At 66.8% G+C, this 19,282-nt stretch carries 17 protein-coding genes, 2 tRNA genes and 1 riboswitch; of the genes, 1 reads left to right on the plus strand and 18 read right to left on the minus strand.

Going from position 1 to position 19,282, the window contains the following annotated elements; translation table 11 throughout:
• Positions 1-20 precede the first annotated feature (20 nt).
• Positions 21-218, plus strand: coding sequence for a hypothetical protein (locus QFZ23_RS14750; protein WP_003800990.1), 198 nt, complete (start codon positions 21-23; stop codon positions 216-218).
• Positions 219-221: 3 nt separating this feature from the next.
• On the opposite strand, the gene QFZ23_RS14755 is transcribed toward QFZ23_RS14750, so the two are convergent.
• The 18 genes from QFZ23_RS14755 to QFZ23_RS14840 all read right to left on the minus strand — a co-directional run bounded on the left by QFZ23_RS14755 (position 222) and on the right by QFZ23_RS14840 (position 19,252).
• Positions 222-1,475, minus strand: coding sequence for an ROK family protein (locus tag QFZ23_RS14755; RefSeq protein WP_306924013.1), 1,254 nt, complete (start codon positions 1,473-1,475; stop codon positions 222-224).
• A gap of 121 nt (positions 1,476-1,596) precedes the next feature.
• The gene (locus QFZ23_RS14760) at positions 1,597-2,745 is read right to left on the minus strand and encodes a class I SAM-dependent methyltransferase (RefSeq protein WP_306924015.1); all 1,149 of its coding nucleotides are present in this window, start codon (positions 2,743-2,745) and stop codon (positions 1,597-1,599) included.
• 53 nt (positions 2,746-2,798) lie between these two features.
• Positions 2,799-3,941 (minus strand): NAD(P)-binding domain-containing protein, encoded by a 1,143-nt coding sequence (locus QFZ23_RS14765; RefSeq protein WP_306924017.1) that lies wholly within the window; start codon positions 3,939-3,941, stop codon positions 2,799-2,801.
• A 226-nt stretch (positions 3,942-4,167) separates the two neighbouring features.
• On the minus strand, positions 4,168-4,764 hold the full coding sequence (locus QFZ23_RS14770) for a hypothetical protein (RefSeq protein WP_306924019.1): 597 nt from the start codon (positions 4,762-4,764) through the stop codon (positions 4,168-4,170).
• 240 nt (positions 4,765-5,004) lie between these two features.
• The gene (locus QFZ23_RS14775) at positions 5,005-5,526 is read right to left on the minus strand and encodes a hypothetical protein (protein WP_306924021.1); all 522 of its coding nucleotides are present in this window, start codon (positions 5,524-5,526) and stop codon (positions 5,005-5,007) included.
• A gap of 139 nt (positions 5,527-5,665) precedes the next feature.
• Positions 5,666-5,741 (minus strand) — tRNA-Ala (locus QFZ23_RS14780).
• Positions 5,742-5,929: 188 nt separating this feature from the next.
• Positions 5,930-6,002 (minus strand) — tRNA-Ala (locus QFZ23_RS14785).
• A 133-nt stretch (positions 6,003-6,135) separates the two neighbouring features.
• Complete coding sequence (gene rsfS / locus QFZ23_RS14790; protein ID WP_306924022.1) at positions 6,136-6,537, minus strand: ribosome silencing factor; 402 nt, start codon at positions 6,535-6,537, stop codon at positions 6,136-6,138.
• A 48-nt stretch (positions 6,538-6,585) separates the two neighbouring features.
• Positions 6,586-7,950, minus strand: a complete 1,365-nt coding sequence (locus tag QFZ23_RS14795) for a hypothetical protein (RefSeq protein WP_373427883.1) — start codon at positions 7,948-7,950, stop codon at positions 6,586-6,588.
• Between the two features lie 7 nt (positions 7,951-7,957).
• Complete coding sequence (gene nadD / locus QFZ23_RS14800; protein WP_306924025.1) at positions 7,958-8,689, minus strand: nicotinate-nucleotide adenylyltransferase; 732 nt, start codon at positions 8,687-8,689, stop codon at positions 7,958-7,960.
• Positions 8,628-8,852 (minus strand): hypothetical protein, encoded by a 225-nt coding sequence (locus tag QFZ23_RS14805; RefSeq protein ID WP_306924027.1) that lies wholly within the window; start codon positions 8,850-8,852, stop codon positions 8,628-8,630. Before QFZ23_RS14805 ends, nadD begins: the two co-directional genes overlap by 62 nt.
• Before the next feature lie 78 nt (positions 8,853-8,930).
• Positions 8,931-10,280, minus strand: coding sequence for a glutamate-5-semialdehyde dehydrogenase (locus QFZ23_RS14810; RefSeq protein ID WP_306924028.1), 1,350 nt, complete (start codon positions 10,278-10,280; stop codon positions 8,931-8,933).
• Positions 10,281-10,306: 26 nt separating this feature from the next.
• Positions 10,307-11,479: a glutamate 5-kinase gene (gene proB, locus QFZ23_RS14815; protein WP_306924030.1), complete on the minus strand. Its 1,173-nt coding sequence runs from the start codon at positions 11,477-11,479 to the stop codon at positions 10,307-10,309.
• Positions 11,469-13,058 (minus strand): GTPase ObgE, encoded by a 1,590-nt coding sequence (gene obgE / locus QFZ23_RS14820; RefSeq protein ID WP_306924031.1) that lies wholly within the window; start codon positions 13,056-13,058, stop codon positions 11,469-11,471. Before obgE ends, proB begins: the two co-directional genes overlap by 11 nt.
• Positions 13,059-13,175: 117 nt before the next feature.
• The gene (gene rpmA / locus QFZ23_RS14825; protein ID WP_003803426.1) at positions 13,176-13,439 is read right to left on the minus strand and encodes a 50S ribosomal protein L27; all 264 of its coding nucleotides are present in this window, start codon (positions 13,437-13,439) and stop codon (positions 13,176-13,178) included.
• A 59-nt stretch (positions 13,440-13,498) separates the two neighbouring features.
• Positions 13,499-13,807: a 50S ribosomal protein L21 gene (rplU, locus tag QFZ23_RS14830; RefSeq protein ID WP_003803420.1), complete on the minus strand. Its 309-nt coding sequence runs from the start codon at positions 13,805-13,807 to the stop codon at positions 13,499-13,501.
• 331 nt (positions 13,808-14,138) lie between these two features.
• A complete protein-coding gene (gene thiD, locus QFZ23_RS14835; RefSeq protein ID WP_306924032.1) occupies positions 14,139-15,704 on the minus strand; it encodes a bifunctional hydroxymethylpyrimidine kinase/phosphomethylpyrimidine kinase in 1,566 nt (521 codons plus the stop codon).
• A riboswitch (TPP riboswitch) is annotated at positions 15,687-15,783 on the minus strand. Its footprint overlaps the gene before it by 18 nt.
• A 187-nt stretch (positions 15,784-15,970) precedes the next feature.
• A complete protein-coding gene (locus QFZ23_RS14840; RefSeq protein ID WP_306924034.1) occupies positions 15,971-19,252 on the minus strand; it encodes an Rne/Rng family ribonuclease in 3,282 nt (1,093 codons plus the stop codon).
• Between the last annotated feature and the right edge of the window lie 30 nt (positions 19,253-19,282).

A 19,282-nucleotide genomic window follows, 5' to 3' on the forward strand; every position in this document is an offset into this window, starting at 1 on the left:
AACAGGTCTATTCTGATGCCATGATCCAGCTACCAGCCAGCTACGAGGAATATCTCGTTGGCAAGGACCCGAGCTTCGTTGACATGGTCCGTCCGGTCCTTCTCCAGTCGGCAGCGGACCAGCTGCATGGCGTCCGGGTGCTCTTTGTTCCCCGGGGACACCAGGCACACCTCGACGACACGATTCCCTACGGGACGATCGTCGAAGACATCGACTGAAACCTAGCCCTCGAGCAGCAGCCGCTGGGCCCGGGGCGCAAGGGTGTGCTCAAGGACCAGGCAGGCAGCACCCACCGCTCCCACGTCCTCCCCCACGCCTGTGCCCACCACTTCGACGGCGTGGATGTTGCCGGTGGCGCTGCTTTGCTGGATCAAGCCGGGGATCTTCTCCAGGTAGCGTCCGGACAGCAGCGGCCAGAAGGGGCCGCCGAACACCACCCGGTCCACGTCCAGGGTGTTGGCCACAGCTGACGCAGCCCGGGCCACAAGTTCAGCTGATTTGTCGATGATGGCAGCCGCTTGGCTGTTGCCGTCGTCGGCGGCCGCGCAGAGCAAGGCGAACCGTTCCTGGACGGCAGAGCCGCTGGTGGCGGTGCCGGGCTCATCCAGGATGCCTGCCGCCTGGGCCTGCGCGACGAGGACCTGCGGAATGCAGGTGGACTTGACGCAGCCGCGCAGCCCGCAGTCACAGGGGGCTCCGTCCGGGTCAACGATGATGTGGCCGATCTCGCCAGCGTTTCCCGACGTGCCGCGGACAACCTCGTCATTGAGGACGATGCCGCAGCCGATGCCGGTGCCCATGTACATGAAAACAAAGCTGCCGGCGCCGCTTGCCCCGCCGGCCCAGGTTTCAGCGACCGCCGCGCTGGTGACGTCCTTGTCCATTAGCACGGACAGGCCCGTTGCCTCGGCCAGCGCGTCCCGGAGCGGCACACTGTCCCAGCCATCAAGGAGCGGCGGTTCCACCACTCTTCCGTTGTCATGGTCGATGGGGCCTGGCGCCGCGACGCCCAGTCCTGCGATCTTGGCGCGGTCCACGCCCGAGGCCTCGATCAGCTTGTCGATTTCGGCGGCGATGGCCGTAATGACTGCCTCAGGCCGGGAACTGTCCGGCGTTTTCACGCTCGAATGCTGGACCACTGCGCCCAACAAATCCAGGACGACGAACGTTGCCACCGCAGGGTCCAGGTGCACACCCACCGCGTACATGCCGGCAGGATTCAGGCGAAGGATGGTCCGTGGCTTGCCGGGCCCGCTGCCCTCTTTGCCTGCCTCAACGATGAGGTTCTGGTCCAGCAGGCGCCGGGAGATGTTCGAAATGGTTTGCGGGGACAGGCCTACGATTTGGGCCAGTTCCACGCGGCTGAGTCCTCCGGCGGCACGGCGGATGGCATCGAGAATGACAGTCAGGTTGAAGTCGCCCATCCGGGGCAGGTTGGTTCCGCGCCGCGGCGAGGGCTGGCGGATCTCGGTCAAGGATTCCCCTATCATCTGCTGTTGGCCACTATCGATGTCTGAATCGTACGTTACGCCCCGGGCAACGGGTACGGCCCACGCGCCGGGCGGCGCGGGCTCATTCGACGATGGCCGGCGGGGCTCATCCGGCGGCTCGCCGGACGCTGGCGGCCACCGTGAATTTGGGGTTCCGGCCCCTCACCGTGGTGGGACCAACCAGCCGCTCCAGGGCTGGCGAATAGCGCAGGTGGCTGTTGAATACCGCCCAGAGCTGGCCTCCGGGCGCCAGCACCCGGCCGGCTGCCTCGAACAGCTTCAGCCCCGCCCCGGCGTGGACGCTGGAACCGAGGTGGAACGGGGGGTTCAGGAGGATCAGGTCCGCGCTTCCGGCCGGAAGGGTGCTCATCGCATCATCCTGGACGGCCGTGATGCTGGCGGCCAGGCCGTTGGCCCGGGCAGTTGCCTCCGCCGACGCCACTGCGGCCGCGGACCGGTCCGTGGCGACGACCTCGGCGTCGGGGTTCCGTCGGGCGTACATTGCTGCAAGGATCCCGGTGCCGCAGCCCAGGTCCACGGCGCTTGCGGCAGCAGGCATCTCCGGCAGGAACGTCAGCAGGAAGCGGGTTCCAATGTCCAGGCGGGTGCCCGCGAAAACGGCTCCGTGTGCGCAGATGTCGAGATCGAGTTCGGCGTTGTGTTCCGTCACGGGGTAGGGCGGAATTCCCTCCGCACGCAACAGGTCCGAGGCAATGAGAAGCCGTGATTTTTGCCGGGCCAGCTGCGGCTGGACCGTGCCGAAGTACTTTCCCAGCACTGCATTCATGCCGAGGGACATGTGCTTGACCCGGCCGCCGGCAAGCAAGACAGCGCCTGCGGGCGCGTGCCGGGCAACGGCGTCGGAAATCTCTTCGAGTTCAGCGAGCGTCTTGGGAAGCTGCAGCAGCACCAGGTCCGCGCCGGACAGCAGTTCGGCGCCGAGCGGCAGATGGGCAAAGCCTGCGGCGACTCCCAGCGCCGCCGCGTTGTTGCGCAGCGCCCGCTCCCCCGTGACCAGGTCCTGGTGCACCCTCACCTCGGCCGGTGCCGGACCCGCACCGCCGGCCAGCAGCCCGAGCGTGAGCGCCCCGTAGTTGTCCCCGATGACGGCCACCGTGCTGTCCGTGGTGAGCAGATCCGAGGCGGCGTCCAGCAGGAGGGAGTCGGTGGCGTCCCACGCCTGAAGGTTGGCGGCCTCGACATCCGGGTACCTTCGAAGCAAGCCCAGGACCTGCCCAAGACCGTTTTCTGTCACGTGTTGCCGCCGCCTCTTCCTTGCTTGTTGGGCGGAAACCCGCCTGTGCAAATCTACCGTGGATCCGTTGCGGCTGCGGGGGCCGCCAGGAGTTTGAGGATTTCGGTCACCGCGGCCCGGCCGGCGCGGTTTGCGCCGATGGTGGACGACGACGGGCCGTAGCCCACCAGATGCACCCGGGGTTCCGCCGCCACCTGCGTTCCTTCCATGGCTATCCCGCCGCCTGGTCCCCGCAGGTGCAGCGGCGCCAGATGCTCCAGCTCGGCCCGGAAGCCGGTGGCCCACAGGATCACGTCCGCCGCGAGGAACCCGCCGTCCGCCAGCCGGACGCCGCCGGGTTCTATCGCGGTGAACATCGGCCGGCGTTCGAGCACGCCGCGCGCGGCTGCAGCCCGGAGGGCCGGAGTCCGGATGAGCCCGGTGGCGGCCACAACGCTTTGCGGCGGCAGTCCCTGCCGTACCCGCTCTTCCACCAGGGCCACGGCATCGTGCCCGGCCTGCCGGTCGAACCCCTCCCGCCACACGGGCTCGCGGCGCGTGAACCAGCTCGTCGACGTGACCTTGGAGATTTCGTCAAGCAGCCCGACGGCGGAAATCCCGCCGCCCACAACGATGACGTGCAGGCCCCGGAACTCCTCGGCGGACACATAGTCGGCCACGTGCAGCTGACGGCCGCCGAACGTGAACTGGCCCGGATAGATCGGCCAGAACGGCCTGGTCCACGTTCCCGTAGCGTTGATGACTGCCCTCGCCGACCAACCGCCGTCGGACGTGGTGATCCTTAACCGCCCGGCCGGATCAGCGTCTTCGCGTTCGACGGCGAGCACCTTGACTGGCCGCTCGACGGCCAGGCCGATCTGCCGCTCGTAGGCGGCAAAATAGCGGCTGAGGAAGGCGGAACTCGGTTCCGCCGGGTCGACGTCCGGCTGCGGTATTCCGGGAAGGTCGCTGATGCCGTTGACCGTGGCCATAAGCAGGCTCTTCCAGCGGTGCCGCCAGGCTCCGCCCGGCCCGTCCTCGGCGTCGAGCACCGCGTAGGTCCCGCCTGGACCGGCTGCCGTAGCTGCCCCAACTGGCTGCCCTGCGGCCGGGGCGGGCGTGAACCCGCGGCGGGCCAGGTGGAAGGCGGCGGAGAGGCCGGCCTGACCTGCGCCGATGACCACGACGTCGGCGTTCCGGGTCGCTCTGGCGCTCACAGTGTCGCCGTTGCCAGTTGCACCGTTCAGCGTGTCGCCGCTCAGAGTCTCACCGCTCGGAGTGTCACCGCTCAACAGTGCCGCTCCCCCCGCTCGTTCATCCGCTCCACGTCTTCATCCTAGGCGCCGTCCCAGCCTGGCTGCCGCCCGTCATCGCACGCGAAGGGTCCTCCTGCACACCAAGGTGCAGGAGGACCCGGGGGCTTTCGCTTGATTGTCCCTTGTCTCAGTCGTCGCTGCCGTGGCCGCCGCTGCCGCCGCTGTCGTCGCCGGGCTCAGTGGCCTTGTGGTCTCCGCCCTTGTCGTCGCCGGGCTCAGTGGCCTTGTGGTCTCCGCCGTGGTCGTCGCCGGGCTCCGCCACCCGGGGGGCCTGGTCTGAGCGGAGACCGCCGTTGTCGTCGCCGGGCTCGGGCGTTGTCCGCCGCCCGCCCTTGTCGTCACCCGGTTCGACGGAGAAGGAGCCGCTGCCGACGAAATTCTCGGCCGGCGCTGCCACGGTTCCGCCGTTGTCGTCGCCCGGCTCACGGGTGGTCCGGAGGCCACCCTTGTCGTCGCCCGCTTCCGCGGGTTTGGACGCCTTCTTGGCGGCTGCTGCCTTCTTGTCGTTGGCTTGCTTGTCATCACTGGGCTTCGCGGTTGCCGTGGAGGAGCTGACTGCGGGAGCCGGGGTTCTGGTGGCAGAGTCGTCCGTTACGAGGACGCTCCTGGCGTCGTCACTGGTACCCGAGCCGTTGTTGCTCAGCGACTGGGTGGTGGCGAAGGCGGCACCTCCGGTGAGGAGAATGCCGGCGACGGATAGTGCGAGGGCTGCTCTTGTCTTCATGGCTCCACACTAGGAATTCGCTGTCGAGGATAGGTGCAGGGGAAATCCAAGACTTGTCCAAGATTGCCCTCGCAGTTCCCCTCGTCCCGAACCGCCTGTCGTGGATGCGCTCCTGGAGCCGCGCGCAGGCAGGCCGTGCGCAGGAGGACTTCGCGCAGGGAAGGGTGCGTCCGCAGGAACGGGGATCAGACGCCGATGTTTAAATGCCTGTGTTCAGTCGTCAGTGTTCAGCCGTCGGGTTCAGTCGTCGGCGCCGTGGCCGCCGCTGTCATCGCCCGGCTCCGGCGCCTTCCGCAGGCCGCCCTTGTCGTCCCCCGGCTCAACGGGGACCACTCCGCCCGGAACGGGGACGGGCTGAACGGTCACCACTCCGCCGCTCGTCCCGCCGCCGGGGCCGGAGGATGGCGCGGCCGCGGAACCGCCGGTTGTCCCGGGCACGGCGACAGGGGCCGACTTTGCCGGATACGGTTTCGCTGCGGTTGATGCCGGCGCACCGGATTTCGCGGAGCCTGGCTTTGGGGGGCTGGATTTCGCCGGGGTGGCCGCCTTCTGCGCACCGGCCTGCGTGCCTGTCACCTGTGCCGTTGGCTTCGGACCTGCGGTGGGAACCGGTGGCACGGGGCCATTCGGCAGGAGGACGACGTTGGCATTTCCGGTGCCGGTGGGCGAGACGCTGAGCACCTGTGTATTGACGGCAAGTGCCGCAGAGCCCGCTGCGAGTATTCCTGCAACGGACAGCACCAGTGCCGCTCCCGTTTTCATGGCTCCACTCTAGAGGCATAGCAGGATAGACGGGCCCAACGAATATCCAAGATTTGTCAAAGATTGGCGGCACCAGAAGCCCGGGGCTTAACGGGAAAAGCCGCCGGATCATGGTCTATTCCATGACCCGGCGGCTACTTGGTGGAGCTGAGGGGACTCGAACCCCTGACCCCCTGCATGCCATGCAGGTGCGCTACCAGCTGCGCCACAGCCCCAAGCTGTTCCCTCCGGAATCCTTGCGTTTTCCCGAAGCAACCCGACCAGCGTAGTCCAGAAATCGCCAAGATGCGAATCGACGGCATGTGGCTTCCGTCACGTTCATCGAGGGGTCAAAGCCAGGCCGGCGCAACTTTCCGGCAAACAAAAATCCGCCGGAATCTTTCGATTCCGGCGGATCATCCGGTGGAGCTGAGGGGACTCGAACCCCTGACCCCCTGCATGCCATGCAGGTGCGCTACCAGCTGCGCCACAGCCCCATATTCTTGCTGCTTCAGACCTCGGGCCTGACCCGCGGCATCCGTTCTTCTGTCCGGATCCCTCCGAAGCAACTCAAATATCTTAGAACAGCGTTTCCGAAAATTCCAAATCGGGCATATTCGGTCCGGCAGCCTACTCCTGCTCGGCGGCGGCAGCGGCCTTGGCCGAGGCGTCGTCTCCCAGCTGCAGGTCCACCATCGGGCAGTCCTTCCAGAGGCGCTCCAGGGCATAGAAGACACGGTCTTCCTCATGCTGAACGTGGATGACGACGTCGGCGTAATCCAGCAGGACCCAACGGCCGGCCGAACGGCCTTCCCGGCGGACCGGACGGAGGTCCTGCTTGATGAGTTCCTCTTCAATGCCGTCGACGATGGCGTTGACCTGGCGTTCGCTGGGTGCTGAGGCAATGAGGAAAACATCCGCCAAGGCCAGCCGTTCGCTGACGTCAAGGGCAACGATGTTTTGGGCGATCTTGTCCGCCGCGGCCCTGGCTGCGTGCCGGGCTACGGTGACGGACGATTCGGATGCGGTCACGGGACTCCTTGTGGTGATGAAAAGCGTAGGTGGTGGTATTGGCTGAAGTCAGCGTGAAAGGCCGCTGATGATCATGATGACGCCGGCAATGAGGGCGATAGCACCGAGCGCCAGGACGCCAAGCTGAATCAGCCTCAACCGGTTGGCCCGGGCGAGTCCGGCGGTGGCTGCGTCCAGGGGTTCCAGCCCGTAGGCGGACTTGGCTGACACCGGCGGCAGCGCCGTAACGTCTTCGCCGGACTCGTCGGTCCAGGCATTTTGGCGGGCACTGGCTGGAGGCGCCGCTGCTGAGCGCGCCGCGGCTTCCGCCCGGGCTATGACCCGCGACCTCCCCGTGGATGGCGCGCTTGAGCGGGACGCCTTGGCTGCCCGGTTGCCACGAGCCGGAACCCGGGGACCGGGGTTTGTCACGACGGGAACATGCGAGGTGGCCGGCCGCTTCATGACGGGACGGTCGACACCGGGCACCTGTTCAAATTCCAGCGGTGTCACCATGGCGAGGTTGCTGGCGGTGGAGGGACCGTTTGGTCCGTTCTGCTGGGGCGTGTTCTGTTCAGCAAGCTTCTGCTTGGCCATGGCCCGCTTGTTGAGCACGGCGGCCCGTTCGGCCAAGGCAATCTGCTGGGCCAGGATCTCCGGATCCACGGCTTCAGGGTCCGTGGCCGCGATGTGTTCCATCTTGGCGATCTGGTTCTTGGCCTGTTCGGCGAGGAGGGCACGCGCCTCAAGGGCCTGCTCCACCGTCATGCCCTCAGGGAGCTCGTCCCCCGCCGGCGTCGCGGGCCGGGGACCCGGAGCGCCGGATGGTTGACCTGCCGGTTTGGATCCGGTGGTCGGATCGGCGTTGCCGGCCGTAGCGGACGAAGAGCCAGACGAAGAAGCGGGCGATTTCCCGGTGGCGGTACCGCCGTCGGCCGGCGGCACAATGGGCATTGCCGAAGTAATCGCCTGCTCCTTGAGCTGCATCAGCCGCAGCTGGCGGCGCGTCGGCGGGCCGCCGCCGGAAAGCTGCTCTTCCTTTTCGGCCAGCTCCTTGATGGTTCGCAGGGCTGCCCTGTCACGGGCACGGATTTGGGACGAGCGTTCGGCGGCTGAACCGGCCGGCGGGGAGTCCACGGGGCCCGGCGCGACGCGGCGCACGCGTCCAGCGGCATTTTCCTGTCTGCTGTCTCCGGAGGCAGGCGAAGAGTCAGTCTTTTCCAGGCGGGCAGCTGCGGACCTGCCCGGGCCTGGGGCCGCCGGACGTTTCGAAGCAGGCAGGTTTGCGGCGGGACCTTTTGAGGCAGGTGGTTTCGAGGCAGGGGCTGGCTCGCCGGCACCCGGAGGGGCGGCGTTCCGGTTCTTGGCCAGGGCTTCATCCCGGGCCTTGCGCAGTTCTCGGCGGCTGCGGATCGGTTGCTGTTCCTGACTCATCTCAAACTCATTCAGTGCTGGCTGGATCGTTTGTCTCGGTAGTTTCGGAGCTGCTGTTCCCGGCCGGTGCGGCGTAGAGCCCGTATTTCGCGATGTACTGCACCACTCCGTCCGGCACCAGGTACCAGACAGGGTTATGGGCGGCAACGCGGGCGCGGCAGTCGGTTGACGAGATCGCCATCGCGGGGACCTCGAGCAGGCTGACGTCCTTTCGGCCCATGCCGTCGAGCTCATGGCCTGGCCGTGTAACTCCCACGAAGTGGGCCAGCGACCACAGCTCGTCGATGTCCTTCCACGACAGGATTTGCGCCAGGGCGTCAGCGCCGGTGATGAAGAACAGATCGGCGTCAGGCCGCTGCGTCCGCAGGTCGCGGAGGGTGTCGATGGTGTACGTGGGACCGGGACGGTCCACATCGACTCGGCTGACGGTAAACCGCGGGTTCGACGCCGTGGCGATCACCGTCATCAAATAACGGTGCTCGGGTTCGCTGACCTTCTTGCTGGACTTTTGCCACGGCTGGCCAGTAGGTACGAACACGACTTCATCGAGCCCGAACTTGGCGGCCACCTCGCTGGCGGCCACAAGGTGGCCGTGATGGATGGGATCGAAGGTCCCGCCCATCACGCCCAGCCGCAGCCGGCGCTGCGTATCCTTGTGGTGCAGTGCGGCGGAAATCTTAGTGGCCCTGCCCGTGGTCGTGCTTGTTGGGGTGCTGGCGGTGCGGATCAGAGTGCTCATCAACCGGAGTGTGGCGGTTGCCCAGGTTGGTGTAGGAGAGGGTGACGAACATCAGTACCACGAAGATGGCAAACATCGAGACGCCGAAAACCCACGGCTCGGCCCATAAGGGTGCCCTCTCTTCGTGTTCTGCAACTGACGCGGCAATCTGCTGGAGCAGCATTTTCTCCCCTAGGAATAAAAGGATGACGACGGCGGAAATTCCCGCCGGTCCGGACTTCTTTACTATGTTACCGCTATGTCAGGAGCGGACTTGGCCCTCGCCCTGGACAATCCACTTGGTGGTTGTCAGCTCCGTCAGGCCCATCGGGCCGCGGGCGTGAAGCTTCTGCGTGGAGATGCCGACCTCGGCCCCCAGGCCCAGCTCGCCGCCGTCGGTAAACCGCGTGGACGCGTTCACGATGACCGCAGCGGAATCGATTTCGGCGATGAAGCGCTCGGCGTTTCGCAGGTCATTGGTCAGGATGGCTTCGGTGTGTCCCGTCGACCAGGTCCGGATGTGCTTCACGGCGTCGTCCAGGCTGTCCACCATGGCCACGGCCAGGTCCAGGTCCATGTACTCGGTGGCCCAGTCGTCTTCCGTTGCCGGCAGGGACTCCACCGACGCCGGAAGCGCTGCCCGCACGCGGTCATCGGCATGCAGCCGGACACCCGCCTTGCTCAGGGCTGCGGCGACCGCCGGCAGAACCGTGGAGCCGGAGTGCACAAGGAGCGTCTCCACCGTGTTGCAGACGCTGGGGCGCTGCGTCTTGGCGTTGAGGAGGATCTCCACCGCCATGTCTTCACTGGCCGACTCGTCGATGAAGATGTGGACATTGCCTTCACCGGTCTCGATGACCGGCACGGAGGAGTTGTTGACGACGGTCTGGATCAGTTCACGGCCGCCCCGGGGAATCAGCACGTCGACGCGACCGCGGGCACGCATCAGCACATTGGCGCCCTCGCGGCCGTACTGGTCCACTGTCTGCACGGCATCTGCCGGCAAGCCTACGGACTCCAGAGCATCGCGGAGCACGCGGATGAGGGCCTCGTTGGTGAAGGCGGCCGCAGAACCGCCGCGTAGAATCACGGCGTTGCCGCTCTTGAGCGCCAGGCCGGCGATGTCCACCGTCACGTTCGGACGCGCCTCGTAAATGGCTGCCACCACGCCCATGGGGACGTTGACCTGGCGCAGGCGCAGGCCGTTGGGCAGGGTCTGTCCGCGCACCACATTGCCCACGGGATCGGGCAGTCCGGCCAGGTTCTCCAGGGCAGCGACAAGGGCGGCAATGCGGGTGTCGTTGAGGGTCAGCCGGTCCAGCAGGGCGGCGGACGTGCCGTTGGCGCGGCCCACTTCCACGTCCTTGGCGTTGGCGGCCAGGATCTGCTCCTTGTTTGCGAGCAGCGCGCTCCCGATGGCACGCAGGGCCTTGTCCTTCCATGCCCGGTTGGCGCGGCCCATGCTGCGGGCGGCCTGGCGGGAACGGTCGGCGATGGCGTAGACGGCCGACTCGACGTCAGCCGCTGTGGGCTGGCTGTCTTCCGGCAGGGTGGGGACCGTCGTAGCGTCGTTGGATGTCTCAGCTGCTTGGTTCATCAGTGCCTCAGTCATCATTCAAGTCTAGGCGAGTCCGGCGCCTAGACCAGAACCAGGTCGTCAACGTGAACAACTTCACGGTCAAACCCGCGGCCCAGGGCCTCGCCCAGCTCCACGGTGGACCGTCCGAGCATCTGCGGCAGTTCGGCCGCGGAGTAGTTCACCAGTCCGCGGGCGATGACGGTGCCCTCAGGCGAGACCATTTCGACGGCGTCGCCGCTTTCGAAGTTGCCTTCGACGGACGTGATGCCGGCGGGCAGCAGCGAGGTATGGTTGTCCCGCACAGCCCGGACGGCGCCGGCGTCAAGGAACAGCCGGCCCTGCACGTGGGCCAGATGCGCGAGCCACATCATCCGGACAGATTTGCGCCCCCCGTTTACAGTGAACCAGGTTCCGACGTCCTCGCCGGCCAGCGCTGCGGCGGCGTTGGAGGTGGATGTGACGAGGGCGGGGATTCCGGAGTCGGCAGCCATCGTGGCGGCCTCCACCTTGGTCTGCATGCCGCCGGTGCCGACGCCTGCCTTGCCGGTCTTGCCGATGGAGACGCCGTCGAGGTCCTCGGGGCCGTCCACCTGCGGAATCCGCTTGGCACCCTTGGCGGGCGGGCCGTCGTAGAGGGAGTCGACGTCGGACAGCAGAACCAGCGCATCGGCCCGCACCAGGTGCGCGACGAGGGCGGACAGTCGGTCGTTGTCGCCGAACCGGATCTTATGCGTGGCGACGGTGTCGTTCTCGTTCACGACGGGCACCACGCCGAGGTTCAGCAGCCGGTTGAGGGCACGGAACGCGTTGGTGTGGTGGCTGCGCCGCATGAGGTCATCTGCCGTGAGGAGCACTTGGCTCACGGTCACGCCATGGGCGGCGAAGGCGTGCGTGTACCGTGCCATCAGCAGGCCCTGCCCCACGCTGGCCGCGGCCTGCTGCGTGGCGAGGTCGCGGGGACGCTTGGCCAGGCCCAGCGGTGCTAGACCGGCCGAAATGGCACCGGAGGAAACAAGGATGATCTCGGTTCCCGCGTTGCACTTGGCGGCCAGCACATCCGAAAGCTCGGTGAGCGCCTCCTCCGATATTCCGCCCTTGATGCTGGTAAGGGACGACGATCCTACTTTGACCACAATGCGGCGTGCCCTGGCGAGCACGCTGCGGTCGTCGGTCCTGGGTTCCTCGATGACAATTGCGGAAGTATCGGTCACGTGTGCGGGTTCACTCCTCATGTTCGGTGTTCAGTCCGCTCTCCTTGAGAGGCCGGGCAACCCGGCGCGCGCTGACGGACTCGGTCCAGATGCCGGCTTTGCGCTCGGCCTCCAGCTCGGCCCGTGCCGCTGCCTTCGCCTCGCGGCGTTCGATCTGTTCTTCGCGCTTCTGGCCGCGGGTGGGGCGGTCGCCGATGTCTGCGAAGCGGACGTCCGTGCCGCGCGGCGAAGCCAGCAGCTCGGCGCCAGCCATCATGGTCGGCTCCCAGTCGAACACCACGCCGTCATCCTCACCGATCACCACGGTGTCGCCGGGCTTGGCGCCCTGCTTGAACAGCTCGGTTTCGACGCCGAGCTTGGCGAGGCGGTCGGCGAGGTAGCCAATGGCTTCCTCGTTGGTGAAGTCCGTCTGCTTGACCCAGCGCACGGGCTTCTCGCCCAAAACGCGGAACAGCGGCTCCAGGTTTTTCTCCTCGCGGCGGATCCGGAAACCGGTCTCGTTGACGGCGCGGGGCCGGAGCACCGGTGCGTGCACCTTCGGCGGTGTGGCCTCCACGCTGTCGCGGGCGGCCTTGACGATCTCTGCCATGGCGAAGCCAAGCTGGCGGAGGCCTTCGTGGCTCGTGGCCGAAACCTCGAACACGCGGTAGCCCCTCGACTCCAGCTCCGGGCGGACGAACTCGGCCATGTCCTTGCCGTCCGGCAGGTCGACCTTGTTCAAAGCCACCAACCGGGGCCTGTGATTCAGCGGAACAACCTCGCCGTCGGTGCCGGCATAGCTCATATCAACGGCGTACTTCTCGAGTTCAGCTTCGATGATGGCGAGGTCGGAGAGTGGATCTCTGTCAGATTCCAGCGTACCGCAGTCCAAAACGTGAACCAAAGCGGCGCACCGCTCGACGTGCCGCAGGAAGTTGTGTCCCAGGCCCTTGCCTTCGCTTGCGCCTTCAATGAGCCCGGGGACGTCGGCGATAGTGAAGCGCACGTCGCCCGCCTGCACGACGCCGAGGTTGGGGATGAGGGTGGTGAAGGGATAATCGGCGATCTTCGGCCTGGCGGCAGACATCGCCGCGATCAGGCTGGACTTGCCGGCGGAGGGGAAACCCACCAGGGCAATGTCTGCGATCGACTTCAGCTCCAGGACGATATCCCTGGCATCACCCTCGATGCCCAGCAGTGCGAAACCTGGCGCCCGCCGCTTCTGCGAGGACAGCGCGGCGTTTCCAAGTCCGCCTTGCCCGCCGGAGGCTGCGACGAATTCCGTGCCCTCGCCCACGAGGTCGGCCAGGACCTTACCGTCCTTGGTCTTGACGACGGTGCCGTCGGGAACGGGCAGGACCAGGGTCTCGCCGTTCTTGCCGCCGCGCCAGTCACCCATGCCGGGGCCGCCGTTGGTGGCGTGCCGGTGGGGTGCGTGGTGGTAGTCGAGCAGCGTAGTCGTCTGCGAGTCGACGCGCAGGATGACGTCGCCCCCGTCGCCGCCGTTGCCGCCGTCGGGCCCGCCGAGCGGCTTGAACTTTTCACGGTGAACGGAGACACAACCGTGGCCGCCGGTACCGCCGGATACGTGCAGTACTACCCGGTCTACAAAGCTCGCCACGTGAATCTCCTCTGTTGCTGAATCCGGCCGTCCTGGACGTCCAAATCGATTGTAATGCGGTTAAAAGAACAGTGGAGCGAGCCATCATGGCCCGCTCCACCGGTTCAGAACTTGTTGTTACTCTGCAGCTGCAGCAGCAACGATGTTGACGACCCGACGGCCGCGGCGCGTGCCGAATTCAACGGCACCTGCCTGCAGTGCGAACAGGGTGTCGTCGCCGCCACGGCCAACGCCCGCACCGGGGTGGAAGTGGGTGCCGCGCTGGCGGACGATGATCTCGCCAGCGGAAACTACCTGGCCGCCGAAGCGCTTTACGCCGAGGTACTGGGCGTTGGAGTCACGACCGTTGCGAGTGGAGCTCGCGCCTTTTTTGTGTGCCATTTGGAATGCCTGCCTTTAATTCTGGAAAAACTGCGGGGAGCCTGTTCAGTAACCGGTGGTTACTTGATACCGGTGATCTTGACCTTCGTCAGTTCCTGACGGTGACCCTGGCGCTTCTTGTAACCGGTCTTGTTCTTGAACTTCTGGATGACGATCTTCGGACCACGGAGGTCCTGGAGGATCTCAGCCGTCACAGTTACCTTGGCCAGGTCCGCAGCTGCGGAGGTGACCTTGTCACCGTCTACCAGGAGCAGCGCGGGCAGCTCGATGGTGCTACCAGCTCCACCGGCGACGCGGTTCAGGGTAACGAAGTCTCCAACGGAAACCTTCTCTTGGCGGCCGCCTGCGCGGACAATCGCGTACACCACTTGGGAACTCACTTCTCTCGACGTCTATTACTAAATTTGCGTGCGGAACCCGGGTCCGGAAAATTGGCCTGGTTCGCGCTGTGCCTCAACGCCGTGGATTGCCCGGGGGGAACCCGTGAGCTATCCCAGGAAGAAGTCCGACTGGACGAATCCCGGGTCATAACCCAAGTGTTGGCGTAAGCACCGAAGATCTAGAATACGCTAATTCCGTCGTCGGCCGCAAATGAGGCTGGCACCGGCGGATTCTCCGTGATAGGCGCCACAAGGGCTGCTGTTCGGATCTGCCGTCACCGTGCGCGACTATCCTACCCGGCCGGGCGCGCGCATCTGTTCAGCTGTGGCGGCTCGGCGCGTCGAAGAATTCCACCTCGTACCGGCAGGACTGCCGGAAGGCGGTGAGCATGGCCTTCCGCTCCCCCGCCGACGCGGCCCGGCCGGCGTCGTCGGCGATTTCGATGGCCCGCAGGGTCGCGGCAGCGAACTCCTCGTCGGCGTACGTCCGCAGCCACTCGGCGTACGGGTGCCCGGCCTGCGCCCCGGCGGCCACATATTCGGCGTGCAGGGTCTCCCCCACCTCGGCGTACAGCCAGAAGCAAGGCAGGACCGCGGCAACCAGCACCGCGTAGCTGCCACCCGCCGAAGCCGCCACCAGATGATCGACGTACGCCTTCGTGACCGGGCCAAGCTCCGTCTGCACGGTGCGCGTGCTGAGCCAGTTGCGGTGCAGTTCCGATTCAACCTCCAGGCATTGCTGGGCCGAGTGCGCCCAGAACAGCTGCTCGGACTCGGTTGGCGCGAGTGCGCTGGCCCGGGCCAGGACGCGGGAGTAGCCGTTGAGGTAGATGGCATCCTGTGCCAGGTAGTACGCGAATTCCTTCTCCGCCAGGGTGCCTTCGGCAAGTCCTCTGATGAAGCCCAGGCCATAGATGGCTTCCAGGTCGGCAACGGTCTCAGCGCGCAGCAGTTCCGCGAACCCGCCCTTCCGTTCGGGCTGGGACAGGTGGTGGAAGTGGTTGATCGGTCCGTTTCCTGCGCCGACCTCCAGCTGCCCGGAGGTACGGAGGGCGCCGGCCAGCCAGGGCTTGACCGCCCGCAATGACGCTTCCCAGTCGCCCAGCCGTGCCTGAGCCGTGGCCATGGCCGAGGAGAGCGAGCACCCGGTGCCGTGGCTGTTCCTCGTGGTGATCCGTTCGCCCGCAATCTCCACCACCTCCGCAGACAGCAGCCCGGCCGTGTTCACGAGGGCATCCGGGCAGGTTGAGCCGTCCAGGTGACCGCCTTTGACGAGGACCGTGGCACCGGTCTGGGCCGCGAGCCGCTTGCCCTGGTCAAGGGCGGCGGCCCAGTCCGCGGCCTCCGGTTCCCCGAGCAGCATGGCCAGTTCGGGGAGATTGGGGGTGATCAGGTCCGCCAGCGGCAGCAGTTCGACGAGTGCTGCCTCCGCGGACTCCTGAAGGAGGCGGTCACCGCTGGTGGCCACCATCACCGGATCGAGAACAACGACGCCGGGCCGCACCTTTTCGAGCCAGCGGCGGACTGCGGCAATCACCTGTGCATCGCCCAGCATGCCGATCTTGACGGCGTCCACGTGGATATCGTCGCTGATGGTGTCCAGCTGCGCTGACAGGAAGGATGCCGGCGGAACGTGCACGCCGCGCACGCCGGTGGTGTTCTGCGCGGTCAGGGCGGTTATTGCCGCCATCCCATAGCCGCCGTGGGCCGCAATACTTTTCAGGTCGGCCTGGATGCCTGCACCGCCGGACGGATCCGAGCCTGCGATGGCAAGGACCCGGGGAACGTCGCGGGAGGTCGGAGCGGCCGGCGCCACGGTTTCCAGAACGGAACCGGCGGCAGCCGCAGGTGCGGACAGGAGCGATGCTGATGACAAGGAAGACATCCCTTCGCCGGTGCTAACCGGACAGGTTCAACGGGTTTGGATCTCAGCCGGCCCGTGCGCGGCACCCCGTGTCAGTCCCCCAGCCTAGCGGTTCGTCCGGCCTGGGACACCGAATTTGGCGTTTGCGACAGGCTTTTGCGGGCTGTGCGCCGCCTGGACTTTGATCGATGCACTGGCCCGTGCCACATCCCCCGGGAACCAGAAAGGTCCGGCATCGCAGGCGCGGTGCCGGACCTTTCCATGAGTCAGCTCAGAGTTCGTTTGTCCTAGAGCTCTGAGGCGGGTACCCCGACTCCCAGGATGATCGGTTCGCTGGCTGGCTGCTGAGTGGCCTTGGGCGCTCCCTGCGCATTGCCCGTTTCCGGTGCCTTGGCCTCGTGCGAGTGCCCTGCGGCAGCAGCCGGCGCAACCTCGTGGTGTTCCACGGAAGTCTCGTTGGCTGCGCCCTGGGCGCGGCTGGCACTGCGGTTGCGGCGCGGACGGCGGCTGCGGGACGGCGCAGTGGGGCTTTCGGCGCGCTGGCCTTCCGGCTGCTGGCTTTCCGGCCGGGCCGTGGCAGGAGCCTGCTCCGTAGCCTCCTCCTCGGCGGCGGGGGCAACCGGAGCACCGAGGTGCGCGAAGGCTTCCTCCAGGCGGTCCAGCGTCAGGGCCGGCGCTTCCTTGACCGGCTCCTCGCTGTGATCGACAAACGGAAGAATCACTTTTTCGCCGCCGAAGGTGAGCACTGCGCCGGGCCGTCCGGAGATGCTCTCCGTTTCCGGAGCGCGGTGCACCACGGGACTTTCCGGCGCTGCGGCCGCGGGTGCGGCGGACCGGGCGGCCTCACCCGACGCTGCGGCGCTGTGCGCTGCTTCCTCATGCAGGTGGGCGGCGTGGGCCGCTGCAGCGATGTTGGCAAGGGCAGCGCGGGTCGCTTCAGCCTTGGCGTGGCGTTCTGCTTCCGACGGTTCCGGGTGGTGCACGGCAGCAGGGGCGACCGGGGCAGTCTCGGAAGACGGCTGTCCACCCTTGCCGCGGCGGCGCTTCCGCTCGGACCGGGCAGGGGGCTGCACCTCGGCGCGGTGCACGTGGTGCTCCGCGGCCACGGTGTTGGCGCGGCGGTGCTCCACCGGCTCGTCATGAGTGACGACGCCCCGGCCGGCGCATGCCTCGCACTGCTCGCCGAAGACTTCCAGGAGGCCGGTGCCCATGCGCTTGCGCGTCATCTGCACGAGTCCCAGGGAGGTCACTTCGGCCACCTGGTGCTTGGTCCGGTCGCGGCCCAGGCATTCCACCAGGCGGCGCAGGACCAGGTCGCGGTTGGATTCCAGCACCATGTCGATGAAGTCGATGACGATGATGCCGCCGATGTCGCGCAGCCGCAGCTGGCGGACAACTTCCTCGGCTGCTTCCAGGTTGTTCTTGGTGACCGTCTCTTCGAGGTTGCCGCCGCTGCCGGTGAATTTGCCGGTGTTGACGTCAACCACCGTCATGGCCTCGGTCCGGTCAATGACCAGCGAGCCGCCGGACGGCAGGAACACCTTGCGGTCCAGTGCCTTGTGGATCTGCTCGTCAATGCGCCAGGCGGAGAAGATGTCCTCGTCCTTGGTCCACTTTTCGAGCCGGCCCACCAGGTCCGGAGCAACGTAGGTGACGTAAGCCTCGATGGTGTCCCACGCTTCGTCGCCGGACACGATCAGCTTGGAGAAGTCCTCGTTGAAGACGTCCCGCACAACCTTGATGGTGAGGTCCGGTTCGCCGTAAAGCAGTTCGGGGGCGAGCACCTTGGTGGACTTCGCCTGGCTCTCAATCCCCTCCCACTGGGCACGGAGACGGTTGATGTCGTGGGTCAGTTCCTCCTCGGAGGCGCCTTCAGCGGCCGTCCGGACAATGACGCCCGCGTCCTCAGGGAGGCGGTCCTTGAGGATGCGCTTCAGGCGGTTGCGTTCGACGTCGGGCAGCTTGCGGGAGATGCCGGTCATGGACCCGCCGGGGACGTACACGAGGTACCGGCCGGGCAGGGAGATTTGGCTGGTGAGCCGCGCACCCTTATGGCCCACCGGATCCTTGGTGACCTGGACCAGGACGGAGTCGCCGGACTTCAGCGCGTTTTCGATCCGGCGCTGCTTGCCTTCGAGGGTTGCTGCGTCCCAGTTGACCTCGCCGGCGTACAGCACGGCGTTGCGGCCGCGTCCGATGTCGACGAAAGCGGCTTCCATGGACGGCAGGACGTTCTGGACCTTGCCCAGGTAGACGTTGCCGATCAGGGAGTCCTGCTGCGTCTTGGAGACGAAATGCTCAGCCAGGACGCCGTCTTCCAGGACACCGATCTGGATTCTGTCGTCGCGCTGGCGGACGATCATCTGGCGGTCCACGGATTCCCGGCGGGCCAGGAACTCGGCCTCGGTGATCACGGTGCGGCGGCGGCCCGTGTCCCGCGATTCGCGGCGGCGCTGCTTCTTCGCCTCCAGGCGGGTGGATCCCTTGACGCTGGTCACCCGGTTGCTCGCCGGTGCCTCGCTGATGCTCCGCGGGGCGCGGACACGGGTGACCGTGTTGGGGGGATCGTCTTCTCCCCCGCCGGTCAGTTCCAGGTCCTGGTCACCGCGGCGGCGGCGGCGGCGACGGCGGGACGTCACGCCGTCTTCCAGCTGCGCACCCTCATCTTCGCCGGCTTCGTCAGAATCGTCTGTTCCCTCGTCGCCGTCGCCGATCTCGCGGTCGGTCCGGCTGCGGCCGCGGCGGCCACGGCTGCGCCGCCGACGGCGGCCGCCCTCGTCATCCAACTCCTCCTCGCCGTCCTCGGCTGGCACGTCCTCCTTAGCGGGAACGGCGGGGCGGATAACCGTGTTCAGGTCAGGGGCCTGGAAGATGATCGATGTAACTGAGGCAGGCTCCAGGAAGAGCGAACCCAGGGGCGACGGCCGGGTCTCTTCTTCGGCCTCTTCCTCCCCAACGGCTTCATGTGCAGCCGCCGGTTCGCCAGGGGCCGCCTCGGCCGGCGCTGCCTGGGCTTCAGGGGCGCCAGCAGCCGGGGCGGGCACTTCCGTCCGTCCGCTTGCCGCCGCCTCAGTGGCAGTCAAGGCAGCGGGTGACTCGGCAGCCTCCGCAGATTCAACGGGGCTTTCGGCCGGCTCCGCGGCTTTCGGCTTTGTTGCCCGGCGGCGGCGCACAGGCTTTGACTCGGCAGAAGGTTCCTCGGCGGCCGGAACGGCCGCAGCCTCGACTGCCGGCTCGATAGCGGCTGCCTGTTCGCCAGCTTCCTGGACATCTACTTCGGCCCCGGCAGCTTCCGCAAACGCGGGCAACGGCTCTTCGGCAACCTTCTTCCGGGCGCGGGTCCGGCGCACCGGGGTCTTGGCCGGGGCGTCCGCGCTTTCCGCGACAGCCGACTCCGGCAGGGCGGCATCAGCCGCTGCAGTTTCCGACGCCGCGGACTCCGCGTCCGCTGCTGTGGCCTTGGGCGGCGCCTTGCGCCGGGTCCTGGTGGCTTTCTTGGGAGCCTCGGCGGCGGCTTCGCCGGCGGCAGCCGGTTCTTCATTAACGGCTATAACCTGGTCATTATCCATATGTGGCAACACTCCTGCCCCCGACATGCC

The sequence above is a fragment of the Arthrobacter globiformis genome (assembly GCF_030818015.1).
Lineage (GTDB): Bacteria > Actinomycetota > Actinomycetes > Actinomycetales > Micrococcaceae > Arthrobacter > Arthrobacter globiformis_C.

Coding starts and splice junctions, on each gene's coding strand:
- QFZ23_RS14750 (WP_003800990.1), top strand. CDS start 21: ATGATCCAGCTACCAGCCAGCTACGAGGAATATCTCGTTGGCAAGGAC.
- rpmA (WP_003803426.1), bottom strand. CDS start 13,439: ATGGCACACAAAAAAGGCGCGAGCTCCACTCGCAACGGTCGTGACTCC.
- QFZ23_RS14795 (WP_373427883.1), bottom strand. CDS start 7,950: ATGAGTCAGGAACAGCAACCGATCCGCAGCCGCCGAGAACTGCGCAAG.
- proB (WP_306924030.1), bottom strand. CDS start 11,479: ATGAGGAGTGAACCCGCACACGTGACCGATACTTCCGCAATTGTCATC.
- QFZ23_RS14805 (WP_306924027.1), bottom strand. CDS start 8,852: ATGCTGCTCCAGCAGATTGCCGCGTCAGTTGCAGAACACGAAGAGAGG.
- thiD (WP_306924032.1), bottom strand. CDS start 15,704: ATGTCTTCCTTGTCATCAGCATCGCTCCTGTCCGCACCTGCGGCTGCC.
- QFZ23_RS14840 (WP_306924034.1), bottom strand. CDS start 19,252: ATGGATAATGACCAGGTTATAGCCGTTAATGAAGAACCGGCTGCCGCC.
- nadD (WP_306924025.1), bottom strand. CDS start 8,689: ATGAGCACTCTGATCCGCACCGCCAGCACCCCAACAAGCACGACCACG.
- QFZ23_RS14775 (WP_306924021.1), bottom strand. CDS start 5,526: ATGAAAACGGGAGCGGCACTGGTGCTGTCCGTTGCAGGAATACTCGCA.
- QFZ23_RS14770 (WP_306924019.1), bottom strand. CDS start 4,764: ATGAAGACAAGAGCAGCCCTCGCACTATCCGTCGCCGGCATTCTCCTC.
- QFZ23_RS14810 (WP_306924028.1), bottom strand. CDS start 10,280: ATGACTGAGGCACTGATGAACCAAGCAGCTGAGACATCCAACGACGCT.